Here is a 25,509-nt window from a genome sequence, read left to right as displayed (position 1 = left end):
TAATATAAAATTGTGAGTAATAGGATTATTGCTCCTTGCCCAAGTAATGGGCCGCTTAGTCCAAAAGGAGGTGCAAATACAAATGAGAAAGTACGAAATCATGTACATCATCCGCCCAGACGTTGATGAAGAGTCTAAAAAGGCTGTTGTTGAGCGTTTTAACAACATTTTAACGACAAACGGTGCGGAGATCACTGAAACAAAAGATTGGGGAAAACGCCGTCTTGCTTACGAAATCAACGATTTCCGCGACGGATTCTACCAAATCGTAAACGTTCAATCTGGTGCTGAAGCAGTTCAAGAATTTGACCGTTTAGCTAAAATCAGTGATGACATCATTCGCCACATCGTGGTTAAAGAAGAAGAGTAAACAGAAATGAATGATATATTCTAAAGCAAAAGGATGGTCTCTCATATGCTTAACCGAGTTGTTTTAGTCGGCAGACTGACAAAGGACCCAGAGCTTCGTTATACTCCCAGCGGTGCGGCAGTTGCCACCTTTACGCTCGCTGTAAACCGTACGTTTACGAATCAGCAGGGCGAACGTGAAGCAGATTTCATCAACTGTGTCGTTTGGAGAAGACAAGCTGAAAATGTTGCGAATTTCCTTAAAAAAGGAAGCCTTGCGGGTGTAGATGGACGTTTGCAAACGAGGAACTACGAAAATCAGCAAGGACAGCGCGTATATGTGACGGAAGTTCAAGCTGAAAGTGTTCAATTTCTGGAGCCTAAAGGCGGCGGTTCTGGTGCCGGCGGTTACAGCGGAGGCCAGGGAGGCCAGTACTTTGGCGGCGGACAAAACGATCAGAATCCATTTGGCGGCGGTCAGAGCAATCAGAATCGCAATCAAAGCAACAGCTTTAATGACGATCCATTTGCAAACGACGGCAAACCGATTGACATCTCAGATGATGACTTGCCGTTTTAATGGATGACGGACGGACTTAAAAAAAGAAAGGAGGGAAATAGCAATGGCAGGAGGACGCAGAGGCGGTCGTGCGAAACGCCGTAAAGTGTGTTATTTCACTTCTAACGGAATTACGCATATCGACTACAAAGATGTAGATCTTCTTAGAAAATTTATCTCTGAGCGCGGTAAAATTTTACCACGCCGTGTAACAGGAACAAGCGCGAAATACCAACGCAAATTGACTGTTGCAATCAAACGCGCTCGTCAAATGGCTTTACTTCCATACGTAGCAGGCGAGTAAGCTGAGATATAAAAAGAACAAGAGCCCTATGCGGTTCTTGTTCTTTTTTATTTTGAATAAATGGCTAAATCAAAGTAATTGTTATAATATTTTCCAAATAGTGAAACTTTATTTGTTTCTCGATACATGAATCCGCTCTATATCTCCGAGGACGGCCAGGTAGAAAACGAGCCCCAGCAGCAAAACAAATCCCGCGACGAGGAAACTGAGGGTAAAAGACCCGGTCATGTCGACCAAATATCCCGTCAATGACACCGCAATAATACCGCCAAACAGATTATTGGCGAGATTGACCATCGAACTGAGAAGGGAGATGGAGCCCGGAGGGGCAATATCAGCCGAAATGGACCAGCCGATGGGCGCTGTTGCCGAAATCCCTGCCAGTCCGACGGAAATGCAAATGATTGCAATGATGATGTTATGCGTGAAAATCGCGCCTAAAAAAGCAAATCCCAGGCTCATGCCGATCACGATGATCGTTTGATACACTTTTGTATTTGAATGCCCCTTTTTTATCAAAGAGTCGACAAGCCATCCGCCGACAATGATTCCGGAGATGGTCGAGATAAGCCAGGGAACGGCCGTAAACAGTCCTGATGACATGATGTCCAGTCCATAGGTTTCTTTAAAAAAGGTGGGGAGCCAAGTTAACAGCAGGTTGAACGTATAACCGTAACCCGTAAACCCGATCATCAGTCCCCATGCTTTTCGGTTTGTTATCATCGTTTTCAGGGCGTCTATTGTACGTTCTGATATTTCTTCAGTTGATACGGCATTATGCTTTTGAATGTAATGAAGCTCTTCCTTTGAGACCAATTTGTGCCGGTCAGGCTGCTCATAATACCACCAGAAAAAGATCGTAAAACATATATTCATGATTCCGATCGTCAAAAATGCGGTCCGCCAGTCATACGTCGTCACAAGGAATGCAACGAGCGGCGCACCGATTACATTTGCAAATTTCGCAGCCGAATCAAACAACGAATTGGCAAGGCCGCGTTCGTTCGGCGGAAACCAGAGGGCGGTCGCTTTCGAAGCTGCGGGAAACGCCGATGCGCTTGTCAGTCCGATTAAAAAACGAACGATATATAACAGCAGTTTTCCGTGCAAAAAAGCCAAAATGACCGTTAAAAGGCTCCAAATCGTCATTCCGATCCTTGTTACCCAGGCGACGCCGAACCTGTCCAGCAGGCTGCCGACGGGAAGCTGCATGAGGGTATAGGAATAAGTATATATCGAAAAGACCACGCCCAATTGTGTCGCCGTCAATTGAAAGGAGTCCTGTATCGCAGGAGCTGCGACAGAAATGGCGACACGGTCAAAGTAATTTAAAATGATCATGCTGCTTAATAGTGATGAAATATACCATCTTGTATGTCCCGGCCGTTTTTCCAGCTCTTGCGCCATGATGAAACCTCCTCTTTTCCTTAGATTGATCTCTTTTTTCAAAATACATTCCCTTTTTGCACTTTCTGATAACGGAAAAACTATATAGACATTTAGATGCATGTTTGCTAAAGTGAATCATGTTAAAAACAGACGGCTTCTATGAGAGTTGGAAGCAAAACAGATAAAAGAGGTGTTGAATATTTTGAGTATCAAACAATTAAATAGCGAATGGTTTTCAAATGTACGGGGTGATATCCTTTCGGGTATCGTCGTAGCGCTGGCTCTCATTCCCGAAGCCATTGCGTTTTCCATTATTGCGGGCGTAGACCCGATGGTCGGTTTGTATGCGTCGTTTTGTATTGCTGTTGTGATTTCGTTTGCAGGAGGGCGGCCGGCGATGATTTCGGCTGCAACGGGAGCGATGGCTCTCTTAATGGGTACGCTGGTCAGGGATTATGGCATCGAGTATTTGTTTGCGACTACGATTTTAACCGGAATCATCCAATTCATATTTGGGTTACTGAAAATCGCGCGCTTTATGAAATTTATTCCACGGTCGGTTATGGTAGGTTTCGTAAATGCGCTGGCCATTTTGATCTTTTTGGTCCAGGTTCCCCATTTTGTTGGAGTTTCGTATATGACGTATGTGGTTGTCGGTATTACATTGTTGATTATTTACATTTTGCCCCGCTTCACAAAAGCCATTCCATCTGCTCTTGTTGCGATCATTGCCATGACCGCATTTTCTATTTTCGGCCATCTTGATCTTCGCACGGTCGGAGATTTGGGAGAGATTAAGCAATCTTTGCCATCTTTTATGATCCCGAATATTCCTTTAAACTTTGACACGTTGTCGATCATTTTTCCGACTGCTTTTGCTCTTTCCATCGTCGGTCTTTTGGAATCATTATTAACATCTTCTATTGTGGATGACATGACGGAAACGGAAAGCGACAAACATAGGGAAAGCCGCGGTCAGGGAATAGCCAATATCGTTGCCGGGTTTTTCGGGGGCATGGCAGGCTGTGCGATGATCGGCCAGTCCGTGATCAATGTAAAATCAGGAGGAAGAGGACGTTTGTCCACTTTTGTGGCAGGTGTTTTCTTAATGTTTTTGATCATGGTGCTGGGCGATTGGGTCGTCCAAATTCCGATGGCTGCTTTGGCAGGGGTCATGATTATGGTTTCCATCGGAACATTTGACTGGTCTTCATTCGGCATGTTGAAAAAGGTGCCGCTTACCGATTCGATTGTCATGCTGGTGACAGTCATTACCGTCGTAGCCACGCATGATTTGTCAAAAGGCGTGTTTGCCGGCGTCATCTTAAGCGCGATCTTTTTTGCGGCGAAAATTTCTAAAATCAAAGTCGATACCGCATCAACCGGAAAAGAAAAAATATACATGCTCAAAGGTCAAATTTTCTTTGCATCTGTACACGACCTTGTAAAATCCATCGAAATAGACGATGACGCCAAAAAGGTTATTTTTGATTTTTCAGAAGCGCATATATGGGACGATTCCGCCGTTGCGGCAATCGATAAAATCATTCTGAAATACAAGGAGCAAGGCGCGGACGTTGAGGTGACGGGCTTGAATGAATCAAGCGGCAGGCTCGTCAAAAAGATGGCGACATATCATCTGCCAGAGCGTTCCGTGTCCTGATATAAAAAAAACCAGCCAGTAAGGATTAGATCCTTGCTGGTTGGTTTTTTATCGCATCGAAATCGCCTTCTGGGCGTGCATCGCATCGCCCTTTAAGAGCTCAGTGAGGTTGTAGGCAGGGTACAGTCCTCTTTGGTACATGAAGCCTGATGGCTGCATTAATCTGCTTCACCAGCACTCTTCTGAGCTCAGGGGTTGCCGTTTCCGTGATGGCGATTGCATAATTTCGGACGCTTGTTTTCGCCAATGCTAATAACTCTCCTGCTTCAAAGAAAAGATCCGCTCTTTCATCATCCCGGTGGAAAACCGGAGCCTTCGGCAAAAACGGGAGAAGCTCTCGTAAATTCCCCTCCAATCCTCTTGCCGCCATGCTGTAAAGGTGTCTGAGCTGGGGATCTCTAATCTTTTTCAGGCTCTTTTTCACCTTGATTAAGCCTACTGATTGTGTGGCGATCAGTTCATGCAATTCCAGCGTTTCATGCCACGCCAATGTTCTTGTATGACTCATATCCATTCTCCTTTATTGCTTTCTCTTTGATAGCATATGCCTAAAACGCCCAAAAGGTTAAAGGAACGTTTCAGACCGTAAAGGGGAATTCTTAAGTATGAGATTTTTCAGCTGAGTGATTACACAAGTGAGAGGTGATAAAGGGTGCTGGATTCTGTAAAAGACTTCTTTTTATTTATGAGCGGAGGACTTCGGATCACGATATTGATCATGGTTTTGATCATCTTGTTTATGATCAGAAAGGCGAAGAAAAAAAATAAAGATAAATCCGGATTTTTAGATTGATTGAGCTGCTTTTCTTGAAAGAAGGGGATGTTTCACATGGAACATTCCCTTCGTCGCCGCTGGCCTTATTTTACTTGAGATTTGCCCTTATGTTAAAATTAAAGAAACAATGAGAGAAGGCTTTGCACCTGCTCATGTTATCGTCTTATTGAAAATGAAATTGCGACGGAAAAAGAGCAGTCGTCCATGCTGCTCTTTTTGGATTCAGAAAACAAAAATATGAGGTGAACAAGTGAAACAAACAAGAGCTTTGGTAGAGGGCGCTATTTTGGTCAGTCTTTTTGCCGTTGTAATGATGATAAGCCTCTATCTTCCTTTCGTCGGAACGTTTCTCTTATTGGCATTGCCTTTGCCTGCCATGATTCAAACGATCAGGCACGGGGTAAAGCCCGGTCTTTTCATGGGCTTAGTGAGCTTGCCTGTTTCACTGATAACAGGCTCTTTGAGCGGTCTGGCTTTCGCTGTTCCCGTAACTGCCGCGGGGATTCTCATGGGGTTTCATTACAGAAAAAACGAGCCTGCGCAGGCGATTGCTTCAGCCGCTGTTGCTTATATGGTTTCCATTGTGCTGCTGTTGTTTATTAGCATTCAGTTTCTCGGGTTAAACTTAATAGAAGAGATCAATCAATCATATAATGAATCATTCAAAATGTCTGAATCGATTATGAAGCAGTTTGGAAATGACGATGAGGCGGCGAAACAGCTGGAACTCGTCAGAGTACAATTAAAACAGGCGCAGTATTTATATCCGACGGTGATCGTGATCTTTTCCGCCATCACCGCATTTTTAAACCATCTGATCGCAAAGCCGGTGCTGCGGCGTTTTGCCATGCAAATTCCGTCCCTGAAGCCTTTTAGGGAGCTGAAGCTTCCACAGGGCACGATTTGGCTGTATTTGCTGACGATTCTTCTGTCGCTGGCACCTGCTGAAGAGGGAAGCGTGTTCTACTCGATTATTTTAAATGCGAGCGTGATGATGGGGTTCATTATTGCCATTCAAGGTTTTTCATTCGTTTTTTATTTTTGTCACGCCAAAAAGCTGCCAACGGCCCTGCCGGTTCTTTTTTTGATCTTCGGGCTGCTTACGCCCTTGATGTATCTTGTCCGTATCTTGGGTATAATTGACATAGGTTTTAACTTAAGGGAGAAAGTAAAGAAATCATCGTGATGATGTTCTCTCTGGTGGTGAGGAGTTGATTGGAGTGCCAAGTTTTTATGAAAAACCGTTATTTCGATATCCCATTTATTCTTTAATTATCGTCACAATCATTTCTGTCCTCATCAACGTTTATTTTAATTGGGTGGCAGGAGCGGCCGGCGTCCTTATCCTTGGCGTCATTTTATTCTTTTTAAAACGTGCGGATTCTCAAATCAGACAAGAATTGGATGACTATATCTCGACTTTGTCCTACAGGCTGAAAAAAGTCGGGGAAGAAGCGCTGCTGGAAATGCCGATCGGGATCATGCTTTTCAATGACCAGTATTATGTTGAATGGGCGAATCCGTTCATGGCGTCATGCTTTAGCGAAAGTACGCTCGTCGGAAGGTCGCTTTATGATATTTGCGAATCGGTCGTACCTTTGATCAAGCAGGAAGTCGATACGGAAACGATCACCTTAAACGACCGGAAATTTAACGTCGTCATTAAAAGGGAAGAAAAGCTCTTATACTTCTTTGATGTCACAGAGCAAACGCAGATTGAGAAGCAGTATGAAAACGAACGAACGGTTCTGGCTTACATATTTTTAGACAATTATGATGATGTAACACAAGGTCTTGATGACCAGACAAGAAGCACGATGAACAGTGAAGTGACATCCCTTCTGAATCAATGGGCCAAACAATACGACATTTTTCTCAAGCGGATTTCATCCGAGCGGTTTATCGGTGTTTTAAACGAGCACATTTTAAGCGAATTGGAAGCATCGAAGTTTTCAATTCTCGATGAAATCCGGGAAAAGACGTCTGTTCATGCCATTTCGCTAACTTTAAGCATCGGGATCGGCGCGTCTGTCTCCTCTTTGAAAGAGCTTGGCGACCTTGCGCAATCAAGCCTTGATCTGGCGCTTGGCCGCGGCGGCGACCAGGTGGCGATCAAGCAGCCGAACGGAAAAGTGAAATTTTACGGCGGAAAAACGAACCCGATGGAAAAGCGGACACGGGTTAGAGCACGGGTGATTTCCCATGCGCTTAAGGAAATCGTTTCTGAAAGCAGCAATGTCATCATCATGGGGCATAAGTATCCCGATATGGATTCCATCGGTTCGGCGATCGGGATTTTAAAAGTGGCGCAGGCAAACGGAAAAGACGGATTCGTCGTGATTGACTCCGATCAGATCGGTGCAAGCGTTCAGCGGCTAATCGGGGAAATCAAAAAATACGAAGAGCTCTGGTCGCGGTTTATTACGCCTGAAGAAGCGCTTGAGATTGCCAAAGATGATACGCTGCTTGTGATCGTCGATACGCACAGGCCGTCTTTTGTTATTGAAGAGAGACTGGTCAATAAAATTGAAAATGTCGTCGTAATCGATCATCATAGAAGAGGAGAAGAATTTATTAAAGATCCGCTGCTCGTCTATATGGAGCCATACGCTTCGTCGACGGCTGAGCTTGTCACTGAGCTGCTTGAGTATCAGCCGAAACGCCTGAAACTCAATATGATTGAAGCGACCGCACTGCTGGCAGGGATTATCGTCGATACAAAAAGCTTTTCTCTCCGTACCGGCTCCCGTACGTTTGATGCGGCCTCATACTTGAGGGCTAAGGGCGCCGACACCGTGCTTGTGCAAAAGTTTTTGAAAGAGACAGCCGATCATTATATTAAAAGGGCGAGGCTCATTCAGCATACATCCTTTTATAAAGAGGGTATCGCCATTGCATCTCTGCCCGGCGGCGGGGATGATGACTATTTTGACCAGGTCATTATCGCTCAAGCCGCGGATTCTCTTCTTTCGATGAGCGAGGTTGAAGCTTCTTTTGCAGTGGCGAGAAGAGACGAGAGCACGGTATGCATCAGTGCAAGATCGCTAGGCGAGGTAAACGTTCAAATCATCATGGAGGCTCTTGAAGGCGGGGGGCATTTAACAAATGCCGCTACACAACTGACGGATGTCTCGGTTGAGGAGGCGCTCCGCCGTCTAAAAGAAGCGATTGACGAGTATTTTGAAGGAGGCAATGAGACATGAAGGTAATTTTTTTACAGGATGTAAAAGGCAAAGGGAAAAAAGGCGAGGTCAAAAACGTGGCAGACGGATACGCGCACAACTTTTTGATCAAAAAAGGCCTTGCTGTTGAAGCAACACCTTCCAACATCAGCGCGCTTGAAGGACAGAAGAAGAAAGAGAAAAAAGAAGCGGCTGAAGAGCTGAAGCAGGCTAAAGAGATGAAAGAAAAGCTTGAAAACATTACGGTTGAGCTTTCTGCCAAGTCAGGGGAAGGCGGCCGTCTGTTCGGTTCTGTCACAAGCAAGCAGATTGCCGATGCGCTGCAAAAGGGACACCAATTAAAAGTTGATAAGCGGAAAATTGAACTGAACGATGCCATTCGCACGCTGGGATATACAAACGTCCCGGTTAAGCTGCATCCGGAGGTACAGGCGACGCTGAAAGTACACGTGAAAGAGCAATCATAAGATAAAGCCCCTGCAAGAGGGGCTTTTTTTTATAAATCTTTCCGCATTTCGTTTGCCAAAAATTCAACATCTGTGCCGACGATTACCTGTATTTCGTGCTGGTACAGCTTGACGATCCCCTTGGCCCCCAGCGTTTTCAGCGATTTTTCGTCCAGCTTGGATGCGTCGCGGATTTTGAGGCGGAGGCGGGTCACGCAGTTGTTCAGCGTATCGATGTTTTCCTTTCCGCCCAGGGCTTTAAGGTATTGGACGGCAAGGCTTTCGTATTTGGATGAACCCGTTTCTGTTTCAGCCGGCGCAGCTGATTCTTCTTCGTCTTCACGTCCAGGCGTTTTTAAATTCAGCTTCGTGATCAAGAAATAAAACATGACGAAATAAATGGCGCCGTACACCAGTCCGATCGGCAGCAGGAGCAGCGGCTTTGTGGCGATTCCGAAGTTTAAGAGATAATCGATGATACCTGCAGAAAACGTAAAGCCGTGATGGATGCCCAGCATATTGGTAATGGCCATTGCGCTCGCCGTTAACACGGCATGAATGCCGAAAAGCAATGGCGACAGGAACATAAAGGTGAATTCAATAGGTTCCGTGATCCCGGTTAAAAACGACGTGAACGCCAAGCCGATCAAAAATCCGGCCGTTGCTTTGCGGCGGTGTTTTTTAGCGGCTGCAATCATAGCCAGACATGCGGCAGGAAGGCCGAACATCATGATCGGAAAGAAGCCCGTCATAAACGCGCCGGCACTCGGATCCCCGGCAAAGAATCGGTTCATGTCGCCCGTTTTGCCGGCAAATTCTCCAAATACCATCCATACCATGTTGTTTAAAATGTGATGAAGCCCCAGCGGAAGCAGCAATCTGTTTAAAAGGCCAAAAATTCCGACGCCGACCGCTCCGGCATGAATGATCCAGCTTCCGACGGCATCGATCGCCTGCTGTGCGTATATCCAGACAAACCCGAAAATGGCCGCGAGAATGATAGAAGACATGGCCGTCATAATCGGAACGCAGCGTTTACCGCCGAAGAAGCCGAGCCATTCCGGAAGTTTTGCATCTTTAAAGCGGTTGTACATCATAGCGGCGACCACGCCCGAGATAATGCCGCCGAGCACGCCCATGTTCAAATCTTTATTGATCGCTGCAAGGCCGCCCGTCAGCACGAAATAGCCGATTGCTCCAGACAGCGCTGCGGCCCCGTGTCCATCTTTCGATAAGCCGATGGCAACCCCGATTGCAAAGATGATCGGCAATTGATCAAGGATCGATTGTCCTGAGGCGGCGATAAACGGAATGTTGAACAAATCTGCTCTTCCCAAAGCGAGCAAAAGGCCCGCGGCAGGAAGAACGGCGATCGGCAGCATTAAAGCGCGCCCGATGTTTTGAAGAAAACCAAGCATCATGAAAACCCCTTTCGATGATATTGAATCGCGTGTTTTAAACGGCCATTTTCATAGGATAAACAGCGGTCTGCCTCTTCAAGCGTCCCGCCCGTCAGCACCATAAAAATCGCAGCTTTGACGTTGTAGCGGCTTTCTTTTAAAGCCTGTAACGCTTCGTCCCGTGATAAGCCGGTCGTGTTCATTAAAATGCCTGCGGCCCGGTTTTTGAGCTTTTGATTGACCAATTGCATATTGACCATCTCGTTTTGATAGACGTGGCCGAGACGGACCATTGCCGCAGTTGACAGCATGTTGAGAATCAGTTTTTGAGCCGTTCCCGCTTTTAAGCGGGTCGAGCCGCGGATAATTTCCGGTCCTGTCTCAGCCTCGATCGCAATGTCGCTGAACCTGGCTGCTTCCGTTTCCTTGTTGCAGCTGATCGAAACGGAGACGGCTCCCATCTCTTTTGCATAGGATAATCCCGCAAGGACATAAGGCGTTGAACCGCTGGCTGTGACGCCGATGAACACATCCGCTTCTGAAAATGAATGTGCCTTGAGCTGGGAGACGATGATGTCCCGGTCGTCTTCATTTTCTTCGATCGGCTTCCACATGGCCTCGTAATGTCCGGCAATCAGACCGACCCACTGACGTTCGTCAAGCGAGAATGTCGGCGGCAGTTCGGCGGCGTCAAGGACGGCAAGCCTTCCGCTCGTGCCTGCTCCTGCGGCAAACACCCTGCCTCCCGACTGAAGGCGGCTGACAATCGTGTCGGCGGCATGGGCGATATCGGGAAGACACGGTTTGACGGCTTGCGGCACCGTATGGTCTTCCTCGTTCATCAGTGCGACGATATCGAGCGAAGTCATCTCATCGAGTGCTTTGCTTTTTGCGTTTGTTCCTTCTGTTGTTTTCATCGTTCTTTCCTCTTCATGTCGATTACGAATTTGTAGCGGTCTCCTCTGTAAACCGATTTCACCATCTCAAACGGCCTGCCGTTTGTTAAATAGCTGCATCGTTCGATTAAAAGGACGGGTGATCCTACCTCGATGTCCAGCGGTTCGCTTTCGGCCTGCTGTGCGATGGAAGGCTCAAGCGTTTGCGCGGCTCTGTCGATTGTAAGGGACAGCTTGTTTTCCACATAGTCGTACAGCGAAGCATTCATAATTTCTTCTGTAAGGCCTTTGACAAGTTCAACAGGCAGATAAGAAATTTCATAAGCCATCGGAATCTTATCGGCAAGGCGGATCCGTTTGACTTCATAGACGGAAGAACCTTCAGGTATCTCAAGCTTTGCAGCCGTTCTATGATCACACGGAATGATCCCGAAGCCGAGCATCTTCGTCCCCGGCGTCATGCCTCTTGACTTCATGTCTTCGGAAAAGCTCGTCAGGCCTTGAAGAGGCTGCTCGATCTTTGGTTCGGCAATAAAGGTTCCTTTTCCCCGCTGCCTGACCAGAATCCCTTCATTTACGAGATTGTTGACAGCTTGCCTGACGGTCATTCTGCTCACTTCGTATTTTTCGGCAAATTCCCTTTCAGAGGGGATGAGGTCTCCGGGTTTTAAATCTTTCGTTTCTGCGAGCTTCTTAATTTCGGTTTCGATTTGGTAGTATATAGGAATGTGGGAATCTTTTTTGATCAAAAGGCAATGCTCCTTTCTTTTACAACCGATAATGCGTCACTGTCAGCGATGATCACCACGTCCCGGTGCATGTTTAAGACGGAAGCAGGAATGTCCTCATTCGGTTGTTCGCTGAGCAGCTTTGCCAGAATGCCGGCCTTTTTCTCTCCTGACACGAGCAGCAGAATCTGTTTGCTTCTCATGATCGTTGCAATGCCCATCGTGACGGCCTGAGCAGGCACGGATGACAGAGAATTAAAATAACGGGCATTTGCCTTTCTTGTAGAATCGGTCAGTTCAACGACATGTGTTTCAGATGAAAAGGGCGTCCCCGGCTCATTGAAGCCGATGTGGCCGTTCATGCCGAGGCCGAGCAATTGCAGATCAACGCCTCCGAGCCGCTCGATCAAAGATTCGTAGCGCCGGCACTCGCCTTGCAGATCTGCGGCCATTCCGTCAGGCAAATGAGTATGGCTCGCCGGAATGTCGATGTGGCCAAAAAGCTCCTTTTTCATGTAAAACGTATAGCTGTTGTCATCATCAGGCGAAAGGCCGACATACTCGTCTAAATTCACTGTATAGACATGCTGGTAAGACGTTTGATTGTTCAGATGGTCTTCCCGCAGGAACCGGTATGTTCCAAGCGGCGTTCCTCCGGTGGCCAGCCCGAGCACGGGCGCTGATGAACCGTTTATTTTTTCGATGATGAAGCTGGCCGCTTTTTTGCTCATATCCTCATAATTCCTGGCTTCAATGATTTTCATGATCAAACCTCCCTTTTGCTGTAAGCGATTGCTCCTTTACATAGCGTGAGAACGATTTCGTTATGTTCGTTTAATACGATCAGGTCGGCGTCTTTGCCGTTTCGAATGCTGCCTTTCCGATCAAACACCTGAAGCTGTTTGGCAGGATTGACCGCCGTCATATAGACGATGTCCTCGAGCGCGCAATCTGCGAATTCCATCATGTTCCTCGCGGCCTGTTCCATCTTAAGAATGCTTCCGGCCAATGTTCCGTCCTGTAAAACGGCTTTTTCGCCTTCGACGAAAACTTCCTGTCCCCCTAATGTGTAAGTTCCGTTCTGTAAGCATTTGGCGCGCATGGCATCCGTGATCAAAATGATGCCTTCTTTTTGTTTTTGCATGAACGTCAATTTGACAACGGCAGGGTGGACATGGATGCCGTCGGCAATCAGCTCCGTCTTAAGCTCAGGATATAAAAGGGCGCTTCCCGCAACTCCCGGCTCGCGGTGATGAAGGCCCCGCATGCCGTTAAATAAATGGGTCACATGTGAAATCCCGGCTTTTATCCCGGCTTTCATTTCTTCGAGCCCCGCGTCGGAGTGACCGGCTGACGCGATAACGCCGGTCTCTTTCAAATAGGCGATCAGTTCTAAAGCCCCTTCGGCCTCAGGCGCGATTGTAACTAATTTAATGTTATTCCCCGACAGCCGCTGCCATTCTTTGAATACCGCAAGATCGGGCGAAATGATGGCATCGGCCGGCTGGGCTCCGCAGCGTTTTTCCGAAATAAAAGGGCCTTCCAGGTGAATCCCGAGTATTTCCGCCGCACCGGGCTGATTTTGCTCTGATTGATACCGTTTTGCATTTTCAAGGGCGCGTTCGATGGTTGACGCATCCTGTGTCATCGTGGTCGCTAGAAAGCTTGTCGTGCCCTCCTTCGGAAGTGCTTCAGCCATCGTCTTTAACGCTTCCTGCGTCCCGTCCATCACATCGGCTCCATCGGCGCCGTGAATATGAACGTCAATCATGCCCGGCAGCACTTTGAAGTTCTCCGGGAACTGAAGCGGCTCGGCCGTCTCCGCTGAATCGGGAATATCGGCCATTGGTCCGTAAGCCTCAATCTTTTCTCCGTTCGTCAGAAGAAATCCGTCTTGAATCGTTTCATTTTCGCCATAAATCGTAAGGTGCTTAAAAATAAAGCGCTGAGATTTTTTTATCAACACAGTCAAAAGTCCTTTCTTGAAAACGTTATCATAAGTATAGAATAGTATAATTCTAGTTGTCTAGACCATTCGCGAAAATTTATTTTTTCTGGCATATGATGATCATGAAGAATCATTTATTTGGCCGCTTTATTGTCAGAATTTTATGACGTAAAAAAGCCGACTCGATGGTCGGCTTTTTAAGCGGCTTTTGCGTATATATAGAGATTTCTTCCCGCGCCGAGGCCTGTCCCGATCAAGGCGATCAGTGCGGCGATGAACAGGAGGATCGGTCCGTTCCAGGAATGCGTATGATCATACAGAAAACCGACAAAGCTCGGGCCGATCGCCGCCAGCAAGTAACCGGCGGACTGTGACATTCCTGATAAAGCTGCGGCTTGATGCGCATTCTCGCTCCGCAGTCCGATTAATGTCAAGGCCAAGCTGATGCTAGAGCCTTGTCCGACTCCGATCAAGATCACCCAAAAGGTCAGCATGGCCGGGCTGCCGCCGTACAAAAGGCCCGCCATTCCGGATAAATAAAGAATGCCGAGTCCGAGGACGATGCTTTTTTGGTCGCGGAAACGGCCGGCGAGAACCGGGGTTAAAAACGTTGACGGAAGGCTGGCAAACTGCATAAGCGAAAGCATCCAGCCTGCAAGCGACATGCTCATCCCGTGGGATCTGAGGATTTCGGGAAGCCAAGCGATCGTACAGTAAAACAGGAAAGACTGAATCCCCATAAAAAATGTGACTTGCCAGGCGATTTTCGACCGCCAGACCGATTGCCCGTCTGCTTTCAACTGAACTGTGCGGTTTGCCGTGTCATGATAGCGGAGCTGGGGAACCCAGATCAATATCGCCAAAAAGGCCAGTCCCGCCCAGACCATGAGTGAGGCGCTCCATCCCCAGTCCAAACCGTGGGAAAGGGGAATGCTGATCCCTGATGCCAAAGCCGCAAATATCGACATGGCCGTCGTATAAATACTCGTCATGATTCCCGCTTTATCAGGGAATTTATGTTTGATCAGGCTCGGCAGCAGAACGTTTAAGACAGCGATGCCGACGCCGATCAGAGCGGTTCCGGCAAACAATGTGAACGCTTCCCCGTAGGAGCGGAGCAAAATTCCGATCAAAAGAACGACCAGACCGATCCAGAGTGTTCTTTCATTGCCCAGCCGTTGTCCCAGCTTGGGGGTGACCGGGGAAAGAAACGCAAAAGACAATAGCGGCAAAGTCGTCAAAAAACCTGCCATTCCGTTTGTCATATCCAGATCGGTACGGATCGAACTGATCAGCGGTCCGACAGATGTAATGGCGGGCCTTAGATTAAAAGCGATGAATATAATTCCCGCAATGAGAAAGATTCTGTTGATGCGGGTCCGTCGTGCGTCAATGTGGTGCATGGTGTATTCTCCTTTGCTTTCGGGTGAACAAGTGGCATGAAAAAGAAACCCGGAAACGAGGTCCAAGGTTACTCTTCCTCTGTTTCGGCCAGCTTCGCAGGCAAAATATGCTGCGGCATATGCATGATTTGTTCAGTAGGAATATGTAAAGACTTCGATATTTTCTATTGTACTAAAGTGGAAAAGGGGCGCAACAGTAAATATTGTTCCCAACAATCATTGTAACATCATATAACGGGTTGGTTGGAAGAAAAACAAATAAAGGATATAAATAAAACAGGAGGTGATGTGATGAACACACCGTTATCGGCATTAAAAAAGAAATTGTATGAGCAGCAGGTCAGAGCGCAGGGGATGTATACGTTTGAAGAGTCGAAAGATATGCGCAACGCGTTGCAAACGCTGCGCATGAAATTTGCCGCTTACGAAGAATGGGAGCTGTATCAGAAAGCGACCGATGTAATGGTCGGCATGCTGTTTAAAGACAATTGGAACAAAAGAGCGGAATAATGCCGCCGCACCGGTTTGTTTCCTCTGCCCATTTCTAAAAATGCCCATTTTAATAGAGAGTCTACTATATTTTTTGTAAAAATGATAAAATAGACGTTGGGTTATTTTTAATGGGAGGACGGTGCTTAACATGACAGATCTTCTGAATGACAGGCTGCCGCCGCAGAATATTGAAGCTGAACAGGCCGTGTTAGGTGCTGTTTTTTTAGAGCCTTCCGCGCTCACGTTGGCGTCTGAAGTCTTAATTCCAGATGATTTTTACAGAATGTCGCACCAAAAAATATTCAACGCCATGCTGATTCTGGGGGACCGCGGCGAGCCTGTGGACTTGGTGACAGTCACATCAGAGCTTGCAAATACCGGCCTTTTGGAAGAAGTCGGCGGGATTTCTTATTTGACGGATATTGCAAATTCTGTGCCTACTGCGGCTAATATAGAGTATTACGCAAAAATCGTGGAAGAAAAATCGATTCTCCGCCGCTTGATCCGCACCGCAACGACGATTGCGCAGGACGGATATACAAGGGAGGACGAAGTCGAAGACCTTTTAAGCGAAGCAGAAAAAACGATTATGGAAGTCGCCCAGCGGAAAAACTCGGGCGCCTTTCAAAATATTAAGGATGTTCTCGTTCAAACCTACGATAATATCGAACAGCTTCACAACCGGAAAGGGGATATCACCGGAATCCCGACCGGCTTCACGGAGCTTGACAGAATGACGGCCGGATTCCAGAGAAACGACCTGATCATCGTCGCCGCGCGTCCGTCGGTCGGGAAAACCGCCTTTGCCTTGAACATCGCGCAAAACGTAGCGACGAAAACGGACGAAAGCGTCGCGATCTTCAGTCTTGAGATGGGGGCAGAGCAGCTGGTCATGCGGATGCTTTGCGCCGAGGGAAATATCAACGCCCAAAATCTCCGTACCGGAAATTTGACGGAAGAGGACTGGGGCAAGCTGACAATGGCGATGGGGAGCCTGTCAAACAGCGGAATTTTCATTGACGATACTCCGGGTATCAGGGTCAGCGAAATCCGTTCAAAATGCAGGCGTTTAAAGCAGGAGCACGGACTCGGCATGATTTTGATCGACTATTTGCAGCTCATCCAGGGAAGCGGCAGATCAAAAGACAACCGTCAGCAGGAAGTATCGGAAATATCCCGTTCCCTGAAAGCGCTGGCGAGGGAGCTCGAAGTTCCGGTCATCGCGCTTTCCCAGCTTTCCCGCGGCGTTGAGCAGCGCCAAGACAAGCGTCCGATGATGTCAGACATCCGGGAATCGGGAAGTATCGAGCAGGACGCCGACATCGTCGCCTTCCTGTATCGTGACGATTATTATGATAAAGAAACAGAGAATAAAAACATTATCGAGATCATTATTGCTAAACAGCGGAACGGCCCGGTCGGCACCGTATCACTCGCATTTGTAAAAGAATATAATAAGTTCGTAAACTTGGAGCGCCGTTTTGACGACGCAGGTGTTCCGCCTGGTGCATAGATCCCTAAGAATTGCTTCTTAGGGATTTTTTTTGTTTCTTGTTCCGCGGTTTTTGCCGATCTCAAACAGGCCGGTTGCCGTTAAGCCTGCCAGACCGCCGGCCCATAATCGCAGAACAAGCTCAAGTTCTGTAAACGGATATGCGGCGGCTCCGATCAGAAAACCAATCAATAGAGACGTAAGCGGAATCAAATTTTTGGGCACTCTTACCGTTTTTTTCACCAGCTCGACAAGCGCCAAAATGATGGGCGATAATACGGAAGCAAAAATCAATACGGTTTCCATTGGACATTCCCCTCCTTACTAATTTCATATTGAAGAAGACGGCGTTTTATGTGTATTTGTCCAATAAAAATGTAGTTTTTGAGATTTTATCTTAAAAACATCTCCCAAAAAAGAAATATATAAATCAATAACGAACAATATGTTTTGTGAAAAAAATAAATGTTCGGATTTACGATTGACTTTGCCTTCTTACACTGATAAACTGAATGTGTTTGATATTGATATCGTTTGAAAAGGTTAACGGAGGTGCACGGATATGTCTTCAGTAGTTGTTGTCGGTACGCAGTGGGGTGACGAAGGGAAAGGCAAAATTACCGATTTCCTTTCAGAGAACGCAGAGGTTATCGCACGGTACCAAGGTGGAAATAACGCAGGACATACGATTAAATTCAACGGGGTAACGTATAAGCTTCATTTAATCCCATCCGGTATTTTTTATAAAGATAAAATATGTGTGATCGGAAACGGCATGGTCGTTGATCCGAAAGCATTGGTTGCAGAGCTTGCATATCTTCATGAACGCAATGTCGCGACAGACAACCTGAGAATCTCAAACAGAGCCCATGTCATTCTGCCGTATCATTTGAAGCTTGACGCGGTGGAAGAAGAACGGAAAGGGGCCAACAAAATCGGAACGACGAAAAAAGGAATCGGCCCGGCTTATATGGACAAAGCGGCCCGCGTGGGAATCCGCATTGCCGACCTTTTGGACCGCGACGTTTTTGAAGAAAAGCTCGCCCGCAATTTAGACGAGAAAAACCGCCTGCTTGAAAAAATGTACGAAGCAGAAGGGTTTAAAATCGAAGACATTCTTGATGAATATTATGAATACGGCCAGCAAATCAAACAGTACGTATGCGACACATCGGTTGTCTTAAACGACGCGCTAGACGACGGACGTCGCGTCCTGTTTGAAGGCGCACAAGGGGTTATGCTTGATATCGACCAAGGAACATATCCGTTTGTTACGTCTTCCAACCCGGTTGCCGGCGGCGTGACGATCGGTTCAGGCGTCGGTCCTACAAAAATCAAGCATGTCGTCGGGGTATCGAAAGCATACACGACCCGCGTCGGAGACGGTCCGTTCCCGACTGAGCTTAACGATGAGATCGGAGACCAAATCCGTGAGGTCGGCCGCGAATACGGAACAACAACAGGACGTCCGCGCCGCGTCGGCTGGTTCGACAGCGTGGTTGTCCGCCATGCCCGCCGCGTCAGCGGAATTACTGATCTTTCTCTCAATTCCATTGATGTACTGACCGGAATCGAAACCGTGAAAATCTGCGTCGCTTACAAGTATCGCGGAGAAATTCTTGAAGAATTCCCTGCAAGCCTGAAAGCCTTGGCAGAATGTGAACCGGTATATGAAGAAATGCCGGGCTGGACTGAGGACATCACAGGAGCGAAAAGCCTCAGCGACCTGCCTGAGAATGCCCGCCACTACCTTGAGCGCATCTCACAGCTGACAGGCATTCCGCTTTCGATTTTCTCAGTCGGTCCTGACCGCTCTCAGACAAACGTCGTCAGAAGCGTCTACCGTCCGAATTAACCGATTTAGCCTCTGCAATCTGCAGAGGCTTTGTTTTTTACGGGTTGATTCGCAGAAGAGAAGGCCGTCAGCCTCCCGGGATTTTGGCGGAGCCTTGAGCAATGATAAGGAATGAATGCTCACCTGGCAATTTTAAGCTGTCTATAAACCGCGAAGGAACGGGGGAAACCATGGCAGGAAAAAATAAATAGAGAAAAAAATAAAAAAACATATTGCCACTTCTGTTCGTTCTATGATAATATAAATCTCGTTGTTGCGAAAACAACGACAAGAGCCATTAGCTCAGTTGGTAGAGCATCTGACTTTTAATCAGAGGGTCGAAGGTTCGAGTCCTTCATGGCTCACCATTTACCATATGGCCCGTTGGTCAAGCGGTTAAGACACCGCCCTTTCACGGCGGTAACACGGGTTCGAATCCCGTACGGGTCATTGATTTTACTTAGCATTATTGCTAAATCCCCGCTTGCTTCGGAAGGACCACGATTCCTTTCCGGAGCAGGTACTGTAAATAAAATATACGGTCCGGTAGTTCAGTTGGTTAGAATGCCTGCCTGTCACGCAGGAGGTCGCGGGTTCGAGTCCCGTCCGGACCGCCATTTACATAAAGGCTCGGTAGCTCAGTTGGTAGAGCAACGGACTGAAAATCCGTGTGTCGGCGGTTCGATTCCGTCCCGAGCCACTTTAAAGCGCGTCTGCTTTTAGCAGATGCGTTTTTCTTATAGGTTAAGCTTTAGCGGAAATTTTTTTTGAAAAGCAGCGGAGCGTTTATGAGAGAGAAAAAAAGAGAGGCCGGAGCAGCCGGCCAAAGAAGAAGACGTTACTATATAGACGTTCAAAAACGAAAGATGTTTCACTTTTCAGTAAAAAAAGTAACAGAAATTTAATTGGTGAGAAAGAAGCTGAAATATTATGAATGGGGGATATTACCAATTCATTTCCTTATAACTATTTTTTTAATTTTTGTCTCATAAACGTTATAATGTATAAGAAATCTATTTTGAATGTTACGACATGAACTTAATATAAACACTGTAAACAAACCCTGAACCAGGAGGAATAAGTAATGGAAAAAAAGATACTTGTTGTAGATGACGAAAAGCCGATTGCCGATATTTTAGAGTTTAATCTGAAAAAAGAAGGCTATGATGTTCATTGCGCTTATGACGGCAATGAAGCGCTTGAGATGGTCGAGGAGCTGAATCCTGATTTAATCCTTCTCGATATCATGCTTCCGAACAAAGACGGTGTGGAAGTATGCCGTGAGGTCCGTAAAAAATATGATATGCCGATCATCATGCTGACCGCAAAAGATTCCGAAATCGACAAGGTCATCGGTCTTGAGCTCGGTGCTGACGACTATGTCACAAAGCCTTTCAGTACCCGCGAACTATTGGCCCGTGTCAAAGCGAACCTGAGACGGCAGACTACGGCTGCGCCTGCTGAAGAAGAGCAAACGACAAACGAAATCCAAATCGGATCGCTCGTCATTTTTCCGGATGCCTATGTTGTGTCAAAACGCGATGAGACAATCGAGCTGACCCACAGGGAATTTGAGCTGCTTCACTACCTTGCAAAACATATCGGACAAGTCATGACCCGCGAACATCTGCTGCAAACGGTGTGGGGGTACGATTATTTTGGTGATGTCCGCACAGTTGATGTCACCGTACGCCGCCTTCGCGAAAAAATCGAAGATAATCCGAGCCACCCGAGCTGGATCGTGACGAGACGCGGTGTCGGTTATTATTTGAGAAATCCGGAACAGGACTAATGACCAAATGAACAAAGTCGGTTTTTTTCGATCCATTCATTTCAAGTTTACGTTAATATACGTACTGCTCATTATCGTCGCGATGCAAATTATCGGCGTGTACTTCGTAAATGCGATGGAGAAATACCTTCTCGATACGTATAAGGAATCACTCGATCAGCGGGTAAACAATCTGTCGTATTATCTTGAACAGGAGATGACGAAAGACAGAGGCACACCATCCTCCACAACGTTGAAGGAGGATGCTGAGCGGATTTTAAGCGATTTCAGCAAGGAAGGCAAAATTCTAGAGGTCAGCCTGATTGACAAAAGCTATGAAGTCATTGCGACTTCCAATCCGTATAACAGGGAAGTAGCCGGAAAAAAGACAACGGAAGGCATCATAAAAAGAACGCTGCTTGTCGGTCAGCCGTATGAAAACAAATTTTTTGATCCGGTACGGGACAGCAGAGTCCAAATTTCCGTCACTCCGATTAAAAAAGCCAATGAAGAGACGATCGGAGCGATTTATGTCGTAGCTTCAATGGACGATGTCTACAATCAAATCCGGATGATCAATACGATTTTAGCTTCAGGAACGATCCTTGCACTTGGGATCACTGCCTTTTTGGGAGTGTTTGTGGCGCGGACCATTACACACCCGCTTTCAGATATGCGAAAGCAGGCAATCGAACTGGCGAAAGGGAATTTCTCCCGAAAGGTCAGGAAATATGGAAACGACGAAATTGGCCAGCTCGCCACGACCTTTAATTATTTAACGAGAGAACTGAAAGAAGCACAGTCGATGACGGAAGGCGAACGGAAGAAACTATCTTCTGTTATCGCATATATGACGGATGGGGTCATCGCGACAAACCGAAACGGCGCCATCATACTATTAAATACACCGGCATTGGAGCTTTTGAATGTTTCACGTGAAACTGCTCTCGAAATGCCGATTACTACATTGCTCGGCCTTGATAAAGAATATACGTTTGAAGATTTAGTCGAACAGCAGGATTCTCTCATTCTTGAGATTGAACAGGAAGAAAGAACTTCTGTGCTTCGCGTTAACTTTTCGGTGATACAAAAAGAGCACGGAAAGATCGACGGATTAATCGCGGTCATTTACGATGTCACTGAACAGGAACAGATTGACCAGGAAAGAAGAGAGTTTGTGGCAAACGTGTCTCATGAGCTCAGAACACCGTTGACGACGATGCGAAGCTATTTAGAAGCGCTGGCTGAAGGCGCTTGGCAGGACGCAAATATTGCGCCGCATTTCCTGAATGTCACGCAAAATGAAACAGAACGGATGATCAGGCTCGTCAATGACCTGCTTCAACTTTCAAAATTTGACAGCAGGGATTACCAATTCAACAAGGAATGGATTCATTTTATCCGCTTCTTCTCTCTTATTATTGAGCGTTTTGAAATGACAAAGGAACAGCATGTCGATTTTATCAGCCATCTTCCTGACAGAGATCTGTATGTCGAAATGGATCCTGATAAAATTACGCAGGTGTTGGATAATATTATTTCAAACGCATTGAAATATTCTCCTGAGGGAGGCCATATTACCTTCTCCGTCGATGTAAATGAAGAAGAAGAGCTTCTTTATATCAGCGTCAAAGATGAAGGCGTCGGCATTCCAAGAAAGGATATGGAGCGGATTTTCGAACGTTTCTACCGCGTCGATAAAGCGAGAACGAGAAAGCTCGGCGGCACAGGTCTTGGTCTGGCAATCGCAAAAGAAATGGTGCAGGCTCACGGCGGAGACATCTGGGCCGACAGCATCGAAGGAAAAGGAACAACGATCACATTTACCCTGCCGTACAAAGAGGAAAAAGAGGATGATTGGGATGAAGCGTGAAACAATTAAAACGATAGTATTGTCCGTTTTAGTTTTGATCAGTCTTCTTTTTACCTTTAACATTTGGGGGTTTCAGGGCAATTACGAAAAGATCTCCAACTCCAAGGCGCAGGTAAGCGATAAGCAGCCGATCACAAATCAGACCAAATTATTGAACGAAGCGGTTAAACCGCAGCAAATGTTTATACATGACAAGGGAAAACACTATTTGCTAAACGATTTAACGCTTTACACGCAGCTGTGGGATGATATGAGCCGCTGGGAAGTCAAATCGCTGAAAGACATTTCAGATACCTTTGGCAAACAGCAGTTCAAAGATTGGCTTTATGCTTCAAACAAAGATCCAAAATTGGACCTTGTCTTCAGTGACAGCATTCCGCTTGACGTTTTGCAGCCGCTGTTCAAATGGAGTGCGAATTCTTATGAATATAACTCTTTTGACAGGATTGTCCTTCCTATCGACGAAGGAAGCGGAACGAAAAAGATTTATTTTGTTTCCTTCAGCAAAGAAACGGTCGTTGAAGCTGATATTGAATCGGCTAATTATCGAAACATCGTGTCGGAAATCTACAAGGAAAAATCGCGTATGCCTGCCTACAAGGCGTATGCCATTAATTCAAGAAGAGATGTGCTCCTTCCTGTTAACAGGCTGCACCTGACAGAAAAAGAGTACTTTACGGAAACGATCAGCCCAAGCCGATTTAAAAAGGCTTTGTTTGATGACCCTGAAACCGTTCGGCAGGAGACGAATTTAAACAATCCTATTTACACTGATGGAACCAGCCTTTTGGAAATTTATTCGAACAACAGACAGGTGAAGTTTCAGCACCGCAACTTAGAGCCGAGTTCATCTTATCAAAATGGAGAGCTGATTAATAAAAGCTTTAAATATTTAAACGATACCGGAAGCTGGACAGATGATTACCAGTTTTTCAGCTTAAATGAGAATCAGCAGATCAGTTTTTACCTGTATATGGATCAGCTGCCGGTCGTCAACAGTCAAAGCCAGCCTTTTGGAACGACTTCCATCGATCTGCGCTGGGCCAATAATGACATATTGGATTATAAGCATCCAAACTATGTTTTGGGGGCAAATTCAAACCCTCTCAGCAAAAAAAGCAAAGAAATCATGAACGGCAAGGAATTAATCGAGTACTTGAAAGAGCATGATGAATACAATTTTGATAGCATTGAACAAATTTTTCCTGCTTATGAAATGGTCTCGGTGTCTGAAGAACAAGACCCGGTTGTCAAGCTGGTGCCGACATGGTGCATTAAAATAAACGGCACAGTACAGCCCGTTTCTAAGGCGAATGAAGCGGTGAAGGAGGGCGAAGCAAATGGAGTGGAATAGAACGAAAACAATCTTCATTATCGTCTTCCTTATCCTTGATATCTTTTTGGCTTTTCAATATTTTGATAAGCGCACCAAAAACCAGTTCCCGATTTTAGAAAAATCGACGCTCCAGGAAGATATGAAAGCCGATCATATAACTTATGACAGCTTGTCCAAGGAATCACAAAAAGGCACTTCGATTTCAGCACAAAAAAAAGTGTTTAAAACGAGCGAGATTAAATCGCTGAAAGGACAAAAGCCTTTAATGGACATGTCAAAAGGAGACTCCCTTACTGAAATTGAGATGGGATTTGAAGAACCGATCCTTCTGCCGAAAGAGGACATGGAGACGAAGGCCAGGGAAATTGTGAACGAGCAATTACTGGACGGAAGCAAGTATAAGCTTTGGAAAGTCGACAAATCGCAAAAACAGATCATTTTCTTTCAAACGTATAAAGGGGACTACATTTTTCAGAACCAAAAAGATGATGCCGCAAATGAAATAGGCGAAGTTGTTTTGTTTTACAATGATAAAAATGAAGTCGTCAAGTACAAACAGTCGATGCTGAAAGAAATAAAAGAAGTCAAAACGGAAAACCTGATTTCCGCTGTCGGAGCGGTTGAAGCTTTATACTATCCTGATTTTCTTAAGCCTAACAGCAAAATTAAAACCGCCGAGATTGGGTATTACACGCAATATCCTCTTGCAAGCGCACAAATTTTCGTACCGGTTTGGCGGATCGAAGTACAGCGCAAATCGGACAACGGCGCGATATATGAAGAATTCATCATTGATGCACGGGATGGAGCCGTTCTTCAGTCACAGGAGAGAAAGGAAAAATCATAATGGAGTGAGGAACCATGAGGCTGCAATTTAGCGTACTTGCGAGCGGGAGTACGGGAAATGCATTTTATTTGGAAACCGAAGACCACGCTTTTTTAGTAGACGCAGGGCTTAGCGGGAAGGCAATCGAAGGGCTGATGGCCCAGATAGACCGCAGCTTGGACAAGCTTGACGGCATTTTCGTCACGCATGAGCACAGCGACCATATTAAAGGACTGGGCGTGCTGGCAAGAAAATACGAATTGCCCGTTTACGCGAATGAAAAGACATGGAAGGCGATGGAAGGGCACATCGGAAATATCGATACCGGCCAAAAATTCGTGTTCCCGATGGAAACGGTAAAATCGTTCGGCTCCCTTGATGTCGAATCGTTCGGCGTATCCCACGATGCAGCAGAGCCGATGTTTTATGTGTTTCACTACAATGGGCGAAAACTTGCGCTTATTACGGATACGGGTTATGTGAGCGATAGAATGAAGGGCATCATCAGGTCGGCCAACGTTTTTGTATTTGAAAGCAATCATGACGTCGGCATGCTGCAAATGGGCCGCTATCCGTGGAATATTAAACGGCGGATTTTAAGCGATGTCGGCCATGTATCAAATGAGGACGCAGCGCTTGCGATGACAGACGTCATCGGTGATGAGACATCGCGCATCTACTTAGCCCATCTAAGCCAGGATAACAACATGAAGGAACTCGCAAGAATGTCAGTGCAGCAAACCCTTGCTGCAAAAGGCCTGATTACAGGTGAAACGTTTGATTTATATGATACGGATCCAAAAAAACCGACACCTCTTGCAGCGGTATAAATTTTTCGGAATCA

Annotated in this window: 25 protein-coding genes, 4 tRNA genes and 1 pseudogene; 20 read left to right on the top strand and 10 right to left on the bottom strand. The window is 46.4% G+C overall.

Going from position 1 to position 25,509, the window contains the following annotated elements:
• Nucleotides 1–82: 82 nt before the first annotated feature.
• Genes rpsF through rpsR form a run of 3 tightly spaced genes read left to right on the top strand, consistent with a single transcriptional unit; the run spans nucleotide 83 to nucleotide 1,211 of the window.
• Nucleotides 83–370 (top strand): 30S ribosomal protein S6, encoded by a 288-nt coding sequence (gene rpsF, locus MHB78_RS24070; RefSeq protein WP_046129429.1) that lies wholly within the window; start codon nucleotides 83–85, stop codon nucleotides 368–370.
• A gap of 45 nt (nucleotides 371–415) precedes the next feature.
• Nucleotides 416–928: a single-stranded DNA-binding protein SsbA gene (ssbA, locus tag MHB78_RS24065; protein WP_046129428.1), complete on the top strand. Its 513-nt coding sequence runs from the start codon at nucleotides 416–418 to the stop codon at nucleotides 926–928.
• Nucleotides 929–971: 43 nt separating this feature from the next.
• Nucleotides 972–1,211: a 30S ribosomal protein S18 gene (rpsR, locus tag MHB78_RS24060; RefSeq protein ID WP_003178022.1), complete on the top strand. Its 240-nt coding sequence runs from the start codon at nucleotides 972–974 to the stop codon at nucleotides 1,209–1,211.
• Nucleotides 1,212–1,319: 108 nt separating this feature from the next.
• Here the strand turns inward: rpsR and MHB78_RS24055 are convergent, their stop codons facing one another.
• On the bottom strand, nucleotides 1,320–2,618 hold the full coding sequence (locus tag MHB78_RS24055) for an MFS transporter (RefSeq protein WP_046129427.1): 1,299 nt from the start codon (nucleotides 2,616–2,618) through the stop codon (nucleotides 1,320–1,322).
• 184 nt (nucleotides 2,619–2,802) lie between these two features.
• On the opposite strand from MHB78_RS24055, the gene MHB78_RS24050 reads away from it, so the two are divergent.
• Nucleotides 2,803–4,263 (top strand): SulP family inorganic anion transporter, encoded by a 1,461-nt coding sequence (locus MHB78_RS24050; RefSeq protein WP_082094031.1) that lies wholly within the window; start codon nucleotides 2,803–2,805, stop codon nucleotides 4,261–4,263.
• Between the two features lie 48 nt (nucleotides 4,264–4,311).
• On the opposite strand, the pseudogene MHB78_RS24045 reads toward MHB78_RS24050, so the two are convergent.
• Nucleotides 4,312–4,771: pseudogene (locus tag MHB78_RS24045) on the bottom strand (spore coat protein).
• Between the two features lie 144 nt (nucleotides 4,772–4,915).
• On the opposite strand from MHB78_RS24045, the gene MHB78_RS24040 reads away from it, so the two are divergent.
• The 4 genes from MHB78_RS24040 to rplI all read left to right on the top strand — a co-directional run bounded on the left by MHB78_RS24040 (nucleotide 4,916) and on the right by rplI (nucleotide 8,687).
• On the top strand, nucleotides 4,916–5,056 hold the full coding sequence (locus MHB78_RS24040) for a hypothetical protein (protein WP_046129426.1): 141 nt from the start codon (nucleotides 4,916–4,918) through the stop codon (nucleotides 5,054–5,056).
• Nucleotides 5,057–5,288: 232 nt separating this feature from the next.
• Complete coding sequence (locus tag MHB78_RS24035) at nucleotides 5,289–6,224, top strand: DUF2232 domain-containing protein (protein ID WP_046129425.1); 936 nt, start codon at nucleotides 5,289–5,291, stop codon at nucleotides 6,222–6,224.
• Nucleotides 6,225–6,258: 34 nt separating this feature from the next.
• The gene (locus tag MHB78_RS24030) at nucleotides 6,259–8,241 is read left to right on the top strand and encodes a DHH family phosphoesterase (protein WP_046129424.1); all 1,983 of its coding nucleotides are present in this window, start codon (nucleotides 6,259–6,261) and stop codon (nucleotides 8,239–8,241) included.
• The gene (gene rplI / locus MHB78_RS24025; protein ID WP_046129423.1) at nucleotides 8,238–8,687 is read left to right on the top strand and encodes a 50S ribosomal protein L9; all 450 of its coding nucleotides are present in this window, start codon (nucleotides 8,238–8,240) and stop codon (nucleotides 8,685–8,687) included. Before MHB78_RS24030 ends, rplI begins: the two co-directional genes overlap by 4 nt.
• Before the next feature lie 29 nt (nucleotides 8,688–8,716).
• Here rplI and nagE read toward each other — a convergent pair whose 3' ends face one another.
• From nagE to MHB78_RS23990, 7 genes are all read right to left on the bottom strand, one after another.
• Nucleotides 8,717–10,084, bottom strand: a complete 1,368-nt coding sequence (gene nagE / locus MHB78_RS24020) for an N-acetylglucosamine-specific PTS transporter subunit IIBC (protein WP_340033296.1) — start codon at nucleotides 10,082–10,084, stop codon at nucleotides 8,717–8,719.
• Nucleotides 10,084–10,983 (bottom strand): N-acetylmuramic acid 6-phosphate etherase, encoded by a 900-nt coding sequence (gene murQ / locus MHB78_RS24015; RefSeq protein WP_046129421.1) that lies wholly within the window; start codon nucleotides 10,981–10,983, stop codon nucleotides 10,084–10,086. The genes nagE and murQ overlap by 1 nt, the downstream gene beginning before the upstream one ends.
• The gene (locus MHB78_RS24010) at nucleotides 10,980–11,711 is read right to left on the bottom strand and encodes a GntR family transcriptional regulator (protein WP_046129420.1); all 732 of its coding nucleotides are present in this window, start codon (nucleotides 11,709–11,711) and stop codon (nucleotides 10,980–10,982) included. The genes murQ and MHB78_RS24010 overlap by 4 nt, the downstream gene beginning before the upstream one ends.
• Nucleotides 11,708–12,454 (bottom strand): glucosamine-6-phosphate deaminase, encoded by a 747-nt coding sequence (gene nagB, locus MHB78_RS24005; protein ID WP_046129419.1) that lies wholly within the window; start codon nucleotides 12,452–12,454, stop codon nucleotides 11,708–11,710. Before nagB ends, MHB78_RS24010 begins: the two co-directional genes overlap by 4 nt.
• Before the next feature lie 2 nt (nucleotides 12,455–12,456).
• Nucleotides 12,457–13,656 carry an N-acetylglucosamine-6-phosphate deacetylase gene (gene nagA, locus MHB78_RS24000; protein WP_099047084.1) on the bottom strand — a complete coding sequence of 400 codons (1,200 nt, stop codon included), beginning with the start codon at nucleotides 13,654–13,656 and terminating at the stop codon, nucleotides 12,457–12,459.
• Between the two features lie 179 nt (nucleotides 13,657–13,835).
• Complete coding sequence (locus tag MHB78_RS23995; RefSeq protein ID WP_046129418.1) at nucleotides 13,836–15,041, bottom strand: MFS transporter; 1,206 nt, start codon at nucleotides 15,039–15,041, stop codon at nucleotides 13,836–13,838.
• Nucleotides 15,042–15,109: 68 nt separating this feature from the next.
• Complete coding sequence (locus MHB78_RS23990; protein ID WP_128748418.1) at nucleotides 15,110–15,202, bottom strand: YycC family protein; 93 nt, start codon at nucleotides 15,200–15,202, stop codon at nucleotides 15,110–15,112.
• A gap of 130 nt (nucleotides 15,203–15,332) precedes the next feature.
• Between MHB78_RS23990 and MHB78_RS23985 the strand changes: the two genes are divergently transcribed.
• Nucleotides 15,333–15,551, top strand: coding sequence for a hypothetical protein (locus tag MHB78_RS23985; protein WP_046129417.1), 219 nt, complete (start codon nucleotides 15,333–15,335; stop codon nucleotides 15,549–15,551).
• Nucleotides 15,552–15,681: 130 nt separating this feature from the next.
• Nucleotides 15,682–17,046 (top strand): replicative DNA helicase, encoded by a 1,365-nt coding sequence (gene dnaB, locus MHB78_RS23980; RefSeq protein WP_046129416.1) that lies wholly within the window; start codon nucleotides 15,682–15,684, stop codon nucleotides 17,044–17,046.
• A gap of 18 nt (nucleotides 17,047–17,064) precedes the next feature.
• Here dnaB and MHB78_RS23975 read toward each other — a convergent pair whose 3' ends face one another.
• Nucleotides 17,065–17,331 (bottom strand): holin, encoded by a 267-nt coding sequence (locus tag MHB78_RS23975; protein WP_046129415.1) that lies wholly within the window; start codon nucleotides 17,329–17,331, stop codon nucleotides 17,065–17,067.
• Nucleotides 17,332–17,587: 256 nt separating this feature from the next.
• Between MHB78_RS23975 and MHB78_RS23970 the strand changes: the two genes are divergently transcribed.
• From MHB78_RS23970 to MHB78_RS23925, 10 genes are all read left to right on the top strand, one after another.
• Nucleotides 17,588–18,880 (top strand): adenylosuccinate synthase, encoded by a 1,293-nt coding sequence (locus tag MHB78_RS23970; protein ID WP_046129414.1) that lies wholly within the window; start codon nucleotides 17,588–17,590, stop codon nucleotides 18,878–18,880.
• 271 nt (nucleotides 18,881–19,151) lie between these two features.
• Nucleotides 19,152–19,227: transfer RNA gene (locus MHB78_RS23965), tRNA-Lys, on the top strand.
• A gap of 10 nt (nucleotides 19,228–19,237) precedes the next feature.
• Nucleotides 19,238–19,309 (top strand) — tRNA-Glu (locus tag MHB78_RS23960).
• A 90-nt stretch (nucleotides 19,310–19,399) separates the two neighbouring features.
• Nucleotides 19,400–19,476: transfer RNA gene (locus MHB78_RS23955), tRNA-Asp, on the top strand.
• A gap of 10 nt (nucleotides 19,477–19,486) precedes the next feature.
• Nucleotides 19,487–19,559, top strand: a tRNA-Phe gene (locus tag MHB78_RS23950).
• A gap of 384 nt (nucleotides 19,560–19,943) precedes the next feature.
• Complete coding sequence (gene walR / locus MHB78_RS23945) at nucleotides 19,944–20,651, top strand: cell wall metabolism DNA-binding response regulator WalR (protein WP_046130588.1); 708 nt, start codon at nucleotides 19,944–19,946, stop codon at nucleotides 20,649–20,651.
• A 7-nt stretch (nucleotides 20,652–20,658) separates the two neighbouring features.
• Nucleotides 20,659–22,503, top strand: coding sequence for a cell wall metabolism sensor histidine kinase WalK (walK, locus tag MHB78_RS23940; RefSeq protein WP_046130587.1), 1,845 nt, complete (start codon nucleotides 20,659–20,661; stop codon nucleotides 22,501–22,503).
• Nucleotides 22,493–23,857 carry a two-component system activity regulator YycH gene (gene yycH / locus MHB78_RS23935; protein ID WP_046130586.1) on the top strand — a complete coding sequence of 455 codons (1,365 nt, stop codon included), beginning with the start codon at nucleotides 22,493–22,495 and terminating at the stop codon, nucleotides 23,855–23,857. The genes walK and yycH overlap by 11 nt, the downstream gene beginning before the upstream one ends.
• Entirely contained in the window at nucleotides 23,844–24,686 is an 843-nt protein-coding gene (gene yycI / locus MHB78_RS23930; protein ID WP_340033294.1) for a two-component system regulatory protein YycI, read from the top strand. The genes yycH and yycI overlap by 14 nt, the downstream gene beginning before the upstream one ends.
• Before the next feature lie 14 nt (nucleotides 24,687–24,700).
• Nucleotides 24,701–25,495 (top strand): MBL fold metallo-hydrolase, encoded by a 795-nt coding sequence (locus tag MHB78_RS23925; protein ID WP_046130584.1) that lies wholly within the window; start codon nucleotides 24,701–24,703, stop codon nucleotides 25,493–25,495.
• Nucleotides 25,496–25,509: the final 14 nt, after the last annotated feature.

The organism is Bacillus sp. FSL K6-0138 (assembly GCF_037982765.1).
In the GTDB taxonomy this organism is placed as follows: Bacteria; Bacillota; Bacilli; order Bacillales; family Bacillaceae; genus Bacillus; species Bacillus glycinifermentans.
Note: the sequence above shows the minus strand (reverse complement) of the source record. Positions and strands in the feature narration are given on the sequence as shown.

Excerpts from the sequence above, each read along its gene's own strand:
- rpsF (WP_046129429.1), top strand. The coding sequence starts at position 83 with ATGAGAAAGTACGAAATCATGTACATCATCCGCCCAGACGTTGATGAA.
- ssbA (WP_046129428.1), top strand. The coding sequence starts at position 416 with ATGCTTAACCGAGTTGTTTTAGTCGGCAGACTGACAAAGGACCCAGAG.
- rpsR (WP_003178022.1), top strand. The coding sequence starts at position 972 with ATGGCAGGAGGACGCAGAGGCGGTCGTGCGAAACGCCGTAAAGTGTGT.
- MHB78_RS24055 (WP_046129427.1), bottom strand. The coding sequence starts at position 2,618 with ATGGCGCAAGAGCTGGAAAAACGGCCGGGACATACAAGATGGTATATT.
- rplI (WP_046129423.1), top strand. The coding sequence starts at position 8,238 with ATGAAGGTAATTTTTTTACAGGATGTAAAAGGCAAAGGGAAAAAAGGC.
- nagE (WP_340033296.1), bottom strand. The coding sequence starts at position 10,084 with ATGCTTGGTTTTCTTCAAAACATCGGGCGCGCTTTAATGCTGCCGATC.
- murQ (WP_046129421.1), bottom strand. The coding sequence starts at position 10,983 with ATGAAAACAACAGAAGGAACAAACGCAAAAAGCAAAGCACTCGATGAG.
- nagB (WP_046129419.1), bottom strand. The coding sequence starts at position 12,454 with ATGAAAATCATTGAAGCCAGGAATTATGAGGATATGAGCAAAAAAGCG.
- MHB78_RS23995 (WP_046129418.1), bottom strand. The coding sequence starts at position 15,041 with ATGCACCACATTGACGCACGACGGACCCGCATCAACAGAATCTTTCTC.
- MHB78_RS23985 (WP_046129417.1), top strand. The coding sequence starts at position 15,333 with ATGAACACACCGTTATCGGCATTAAAAAAGAAATTGTATGAGCAGCAG.
- dnaB (WP_046129416.1), top strand. The coding sequence starts at position 15,682 with ATGACAGATCTTCTGAATGACAGGCTGCCGCCGCAGAATATTGAAGCT.
- MHB78_RS23975 (WP_046129415.1), bottom strand. The coding sequence starts at position 17,331 with ATGGAAACCGTATTGATTTTTGCTTCCGTATTATCGCCCATCATTTTG.
- MHB78_RS23970 (WP_046129414.1), top strand. The coding sequence starts at position 17,588 with ATGTCTTCAGTAGTTGTTGTCGGTACGCAGTGGGGTGACGAAGGGAAA.
- walR (WP_046130588.1), top strand. The coding sequence starts at position 19,944 with ATGGAAAAAAAGATACTTGTTGTAGATGACGAAAAGCCGATTGCCGAT.
- walK (WP_046130587.1), top strand. The coding sequence starts at position 20,659 with ATGAACAAAGTCGGTTTTTTTCGATCCATTCATTTCAAGTTTACGTTA.
- yycH (WP_046130586.1), top strand. The coding sequence starts at position 22,493 with ATGAAGCGTGAAACAATTAAAACGATAGTATTGTCCGTTTTAGTTTTG.
- yycI (WP_340033294.1), top strand. The coding sequence starts at position 23,844 with ATGGAGTGGAATAGAACGAAAACAATCTTCATTATCGTCTTCCTTATC.
- MHB78_RS23925 (WP_046130584.1), top strand. The coding sequence starts at position 24,701 with ATGAGGCTGCAATTTAGCGTACTTGCGAGCGGGAGTACGGGAAATGCA.